At 70.0% G+C, this 5,968-nt stretch carries 6 protein-coding genes; 4 read left to right on the forward strand and 2 right to left on the reverse strand.

Annotated elements, in window-relative coordinates; translation table 11 throughout:
- Nucleotides 1–345 precede the first annotated feature (345 nt).
- Nucleotides 346–1,221, forward strand: a complete 876-nt coding sequence (locus B9G38_RS13490) for an S-adenosyl-l-methionine hydroxide adenosyltransferase family protein (RefSeq protein ID WP_086220702.1) — start codon at nt 346–348, stop codon at nt 1,219–1,221.
- A 110-nt stretch (nt 1,222–1,331) separates the two neighbouring features.
- Nucleotides 1,332–2,060 (forward strand): bacterio-opsin activator domain-containing protein, encoded by a 729-nt coding sequence (locus B9G38_RS13495; RefSeq protein WP_086220703.1) that lies wholly within the window; start codon nt 1,332–1,334, stop codon nt 2,058–2,060.
- A gap of 23 nt (nt 2,061–2,083) precedes the next feature.
- Here the strand turns inward: B9G38_RS13495 and B9G38_RS13500 are convergent, their stop codons facing one another.
- Entirely contained in the window at nt 2,084–2,410 is a 327-nt protein-coding gene (locus B9G38_RS13500; RefSeq protein WP_158093830.1) for a HalOD1 output domain-containing protein, read from the reverse strand.
- A 140-nt stretch (nt 2,411–2,550) separates the two neighbouring features.
- On the reverse strand, nt 2,551–3,033 hold the full coding sequence (locus B9G38_RS13505) for a DUF5793 family protein (RefSeq protein WP_086220704.1): 483 nt from the start codon (nt 3,031–3,033) through the stop codon (nt 2,551–2,553).
- 160 nt (nt 3,034–3,193) lie between these two features.
- On the opposite strand from B9G38_RS13505, the gene B9G38_RS13510 reads away from it, so the two are divergent.
- Nucleotides 3,194–4,942 (forward strand): type II/IV secretion system ATPase subunit, encoded by a 1,749-nt coding sequence (locus B9G38_RS13510; protein WP_086220705.1) that lies wholly within the window; start codon nt 3,194–3,196, stop codon nt 4,940–4,942.
- On the forward strand, nt 4,939–5,968 hold a 1,030-nt coding region (locus B9G38_RS13515), incomplete at its 3' end, for a type II secretion system F family protein (protein ID WP_198945701.1). The genes B9G38_RS13510 and B9G38_RS13515, both read left to right, overlap by 4 nt.

Genomic DNA, 5,968 nt, shown 5'->3' on the forward strand with positions numbered 1-5,968 from the left:
CTGCGGTGTCGCCGGCGGCTTCGCCGCCGGCTTTCCGTGGCGCGTAGCGCCACGCTACTTACATCGCCTGCGCCCGCCTCCCGGCTGCCCATTTGAGTCCCTCCCCGCACCGCTCCGCACAGCACCTCACGCCTCCCCAGCCTCGTCAGTCGCCGTCGCTCCGCTCCGGCGACTGACTCCAGCGAGGGACCGGAGGTCCCTCTGGCAGCCGGCGCGTAGCGCCGGCGACCTCGCGCGTGCGATCCGCGCCCTCCGGGCGCTCGTCGGCACGCGCCACCGCGGTTGTCAAAGCTCTCCGGCGCGCCGCCCGTTCCTTTTAAATCTGCGCCGACCGCGGGTTCTGACATGATAACGCTCGCCTCGGACTTCGGCTCGCCGTACCCCGCCGCGATGAAGGGCGTGATCCGCCGGCACACGGACGCCGAACTGATCGACGTCGCGCACGACCTGCCCCGCGGAGACCCGCGCGCGGCCGCCTTCTGGCTCCGATTCGTCCTCCCGGAGTTCCCGCCTGCGGTCCACTGCGCCGTGATCGACCCCGGCGTCGGCACCGACCGGGACGCCCTCGTCGTTCGCGCCGGGGCGCACGTCCTCGTCGCGCCCGACAACGGTCTCGCGATGCCGCCGGCGCGGGCGCTGGCGGACGCGGAGTCGGACGTCGAGGCGTGGACCGTCGCGGTCGACGACCCCGCGAGCGAGACGTTCCACGGCCGCGACGTGTTCGCCCCGGCCGCGGCCCGGATCCGAGCGGCGCTCGACGAGGTTTCGGGGACGTCGAACGGCTCTCCCGACGCCGACGCGGTCGCCGAGACGCTCTCGGCGATGGACGACCTCGCCCCCGCGAGCGACCCCGTCGACATCCGCTTCACGGAGCCGACGGTCGAGCGCGACGACGCCGACGGCGGAGGGGGTGGCGACGGCGAAGAGAGCGACGGTGACCTGGTCGCCGTCGACGGCGAGGTGCTCGCGATCGACCGGTTCGGCAACGTGATCACCAACGTTCCCGGCGAGCTGATCCGCGGCCGCGACTGGGTCCGCGTGAACGGGGACCTCACGCCCGTCGCGGAGACGTTCGGCGCCGTCGAGCCCGGCGAGCGCCTCGTCACGGTCGGGAGCCACGGCTACGCGGAGTGCGACGTCAACGACGGACGCGGGGACGGCGCGTTCGACCTCCGGCCGGGGGACTCGGTGCGGTTCGTGCCCGACAGCGTCAGCCTGTAGTAGCGCGGCTGTCGCCTCGGGAACCGAAGTGTAACGCAGCGAACCGTCGGAATGTCAGTCGGGATACGTTTCTCACAACTTATATTAACTGTCATTAAATATCGTGCGCAATGAGCAAAGTAGGGTCCCAGCGCGACAACCGAACCGACTCCGTGGTCGAGATCGAGCTCACCGTTCGGAAACCGGCGTATCCGTTCGTCGGCGTGTCGGGAGAAGAGCGCTGCCGGTTCGAGCTCGCGAATATCGTCCCCCGCCCGGAAGCGAAGTACGCGGAGTTCTTCAACGTCGTGGGCGCGCCTCCCGACCGGATCTTGCGGCACACGGAGGGGTACGAGACCGTCGAGACCTCGCTGCTCAGCGAGTACGACGACGGCGGTCTGTTCGAATTCGTCGTGTCGGGGAACTGCCCGGCGTATCGTCTCGCCGAACTCGGAGCGCTCCCGAAAACCGTCGAAGGCGTCGACGGTCGGGGGCGTATCGTCGCCGAGATCCCGATGCGACACGACCCGCCGACGGTCACGGGACAGTTCCTGGAGGAGTACCCCGATTTCGAACTGAGAGCGAAACGGACGAAGGACACGCACGGGTCCATGTTGAGCCCCGCCACGCTCCAGCAGTCGGTCCTCGACGACCTGACCGAGAGGCAGGGGGAAGTCCTACGGACCGCGTTCGAGATGGGATATTACGAGTGGCCGCGCGCCTGTACGGGTCAGGACGTCGCCGACGAACTCGGGATCACACCCGCCACGTTCTCGGAACACGTCTTCGCGGCCGAGCGCAAGATCCTCGCGTTCCTGTTCGAAACCGCCGACGAGACCGGTCCGACCGGCGGGACGTGACCGCGGTGGCGGTTCGTCGATAGTCACTCCTCGTCGTCCGCTCCGGGCGACACCGTAACCCGTCCGTCCGCGTCGACGGCGACGGTACACCCCTCGAACGTGAACGTCACGCGGCCGCTGGTGGGCCGGTGTGGCGATTCGAAGAACAGGTCGAGCGCATCGGGATCGATGACGTCGTAGAGCGGCCGCAGATCGTTCGGCTCCGTTCCGAGAGCGTCCGCGACCGTCTCGACGACGCAGATGGAAGGGGACGCGTCGAACTCACCGGTCGCCTTCGAGGCGTCCGCTGTTGACGCGACATCGGTGTGGGGGTCCTCGGCTTCTCGCGGGGCGTAGTCACGTTGGGTCATGGGTTCACAGAGGTTCGCTGCCGTCCGCTAGGACGGTGCCGGGAAGCTGCCTTATGCCCAGTCCCTATCTGTGAAGGGTCGCGGTCCGCTTTCGGCGCCCCGGACGACGAGAGAATCGGCGTGGTGACTGTCGCGCTCGGTCAGAGCTCGACGCCCGAGGGGATCAGGCTCTCGCTGCGGAGCAGGTTCCCCTCGCGGTCGTACACGAGGAAGGTGTCCTTGTCGTAGGCGACGAGCCGCTCGCCGTCCACGTCGATCTCGACGCGGTACCGGGCGTCGCCGTCGTCGGTCGCGTCGCGCGCGGCGTGGATGAACGGGAGGACGTCCGTCGCCGTCTCGTTGAGCTCGAGGACGAAGTCGCCGGTGTACCGGTTGGTGACGCCGACGACGCCCTCCGGGTCCTCCGCCTCGCCCAGCGGTTCGCGGAGCCGGAAGGCGACGTCGATCTGGTCGGCCGCGAGCAGGCCGCCGTCGCCGCCGGTGCCGTCGCTCCCGCCCCCGGAGAGCCGATCGCGGAGCAGTTCCTCCGGCCCGTGGAAGTCGATCCGGACCAGCGGGGGCGACCGGGAGCCGGCGCCGTCCCCGACGCCCTCGACGGTCAGATCGAAGTAGTCACGCCGCATTTCCTACCGAACGCTTTGCGGTCCGGCCGTATCAACGTAACGGGCGGATCGGCGGCGCGGAGCGACCGACGACCGACCTCGGAGCGGAGCGCTCCCGATGTCGCCCGTGATAATTGTCGGGGGTAGTTTAACTTCCCCCCGCCTCTAGGCTCCCGTATCCATGGCGAGTGACGCCGGCGGGAGCGACCTCGGCGACCGGATCGAGGCCCTCCAGCGGCGCCTCTCGCGCACGTGGGAGCTGTTTCAGGGGTCGACGCTCGACGTCCGTCCGTTCCGCCCGGGCGAGGACGGCCCGCTCGCGTCGTTCGTCGTTCCCGAGGACGAGCGCGAGGTCGACCGGTACTGGGTGAACGCCCCGTACGCGTACGTCGTCATCACCTACGACGAGGTCGAGAGCGAACACCGCTACTACGCGGTCGAGCCGGAGCTGGACGCCTTCGAGCGCGACCTCCTCGACCGCGTCGTCGACGACATCCGCGACCCGCTCCTGTACCGCGAGGGGGCCGGGAAGACCGACGAGGAGACGCTCAAGTCCGAGCTGGAGACGCTGCTCGAGGGGTACGGCGTCGAGGCCGGGATGGACACGTTCCACGCGCTCGCCTACTACCTCTACCGCGACTTCCGCGGCTACGGGAAGGTCGACCCCCTCCTGAACGACCGCCACATCGAGGACGTCTCCTGTGACGGCTACGACCTCCCGATCTTCGTCTACCACGACGAGTACACGGACATCGAGACGAACGTCTCGTTCGGGCAGGAGGCGCTCGACAGCTACGTGATCCGGCTCGCACAGCAGTCCGGCCGCCACGTCTCCGTCGGCGACCCCATCGTCGAGACGACGCTCCCCGACGGGTCGCGCGCGGAGCTCGCGCTCGGCGAGGAGGTGACGCCGCGCGGGTCGGCGTTCACGATCCGCCAGTACGCCGAGGACCCGTTCACGCCGGTCGACCTCGTCGAGTACGGCACCTTCTCGGTCGAGCAGATGGCGTACTTCTGGCTCTGTATCGAGCACAACAAGAGCCTCATCTTCGCGGGCGGCACCGCCTCGGGGAAGACCACCTCGATGAACGCGGTGTCGATGTTCGTCCCGCCGCGCGCGAAGGTGCTCACCATCGAGGACACCCGCGAGCTCTCCTTATACCACGACAACTGGCTCTCGGCGGTCACCCGCGAGCGCCGGTACGAGGGGACGGACATCGACATGTACGACCTGCTGCGCTCCGCGCTGCGCCACCGCCCCGAGTACATCGTCGTCGGCGAGGTGCGCGGCGAGGAGGCGATCACGCTGTTCCAAGCCATGAACACCGGTCACACCACCTTCTCGACGATGCACGCCGACTCGATCGAGACGGTGATCAACCGGCTGGAGAACGACCCCATCAACGTCCCCCGCGCGATGGTCCAGTCGCTGGACATGCTCTCGGTCCAGACGCTCACGCGCTCCGACGACGAGCGGGTGCGCCGCGCGAAGACGATCGGCGAGATCGGCGGCATCGACCAGCGCACCGGCGAGCTCGACTACTCCTCGGCGTTCGAGTGGCGCCCGGACTCCGACACGTTCCGGCGCAACGACTCCTCGCTCTTGGAGGAGATCGCCGACGAGCGCGGCTGGTCCCGGTCGGAGCTGCTCCGCGAGGTCCGCCGTCGCGAGCGCTTCCTCGAGCTGCTCTCCGCGCTCGACATCGACGACTACCGCACCTTCACCGCCCTCGTCAACGAGTACTACGCCGACCCCGATCGCGTCATGAGCAAGCTCGACGAGCGCGCCGCCGCGACGGACGGCGTCGACGCCGACGAACTCGCGGCCGAGGGCGGCGCGACCGAGGGCGACGCCGCCGCGGCGGGCGGCGGGACCGACCGCGGCCCCGGGACCGCCGACGGCGGCGGCCCCGACGCTCCGGACCGATGATCGAGTACCTCCCGCTCGCCGCCGCGGTCGCGGCCTGCCTCGCGCTCGCGCTCCCCTTCGTCGACGACCGCGCGGACCTGTTCGTCACCCGCGTCGCCCTGTCGGCGTTCGGCGACTACGTCGGGGAGAACGACGCCCGGCGGCGCGCCCAGCGCGACCGGATGCGCGCGGCCCGCGTCGCCGGGACGACGCACCGCGTGTACGCCTCGCGGACGCTGCTGTACGCCGCGGTCCTCGGCGTCGCCGGGAGCGTCGTCGGCGTGTACGCCGCCGCGGGGCTGCTCGCCGCGCTCGACGTCGGCGAGGCGGCGATCCGCGGGGCGCTCCCCGCCGCGTTCGAGTTCGTCGCGGTCGTGGCGCGGCTCGCCGACCTCGGCCTCCTCCGGCTGTTCGTCCTGCTCGCGGTCGTCTCGGGGACGGTCGGTGCGGGCCTCGCGCTCGGCGCGTACGCGGCCCGGTGGAAGCTGCTCGACGAGCGGGCCGCCGCGCGCGCGGCCGAGATCGACGCCACCCTCCCCCGGACGGTCGCGTTCATGTACGCGCTCTCGCGCTCGGGGATGGCGTTCCCGCGGGTGATGGACACGCTCGCGGAGAACGAGGCCGTGTACGGCGAGGCAGCGACGGAGCTGTCGGTCGCGGTCCGCGACATGAACGCGTTCGGAACCGACGCGCTCACCGCGCTCCAGCGCATCTCCCGGCGGACGCCCAGCGACGACCTGGCCGACTTCTCGGAGAACCTCGCCTCCGTCCTCGGCACCGGGCAGTCGGTGTCGGCGTTCCTCAACGACCAGTACGAGCGCTACCAGGCGGAGGCGGAGGCGAAACAGGAGCAGTACCTGGAGCTGCTCTCGACGTTCGCCGAGGCGTACGTGACGGCGCTGGTCGCCGGCCCGCTGTTTTTCATCACCATCCTCGTCGTCATCGGCCTCGTCTTGCAGGACACGCTCCCGCTCCTCCGGGTGGTCGTGTATCTCGGCGTCCCGCTCGCCACCTTCGGCTTCGTCGTCTACGTCGACAGCGTGACGC

It is taken from the genome of Halorubrum sp. SD612 (genome assembly GCF_002135005.1).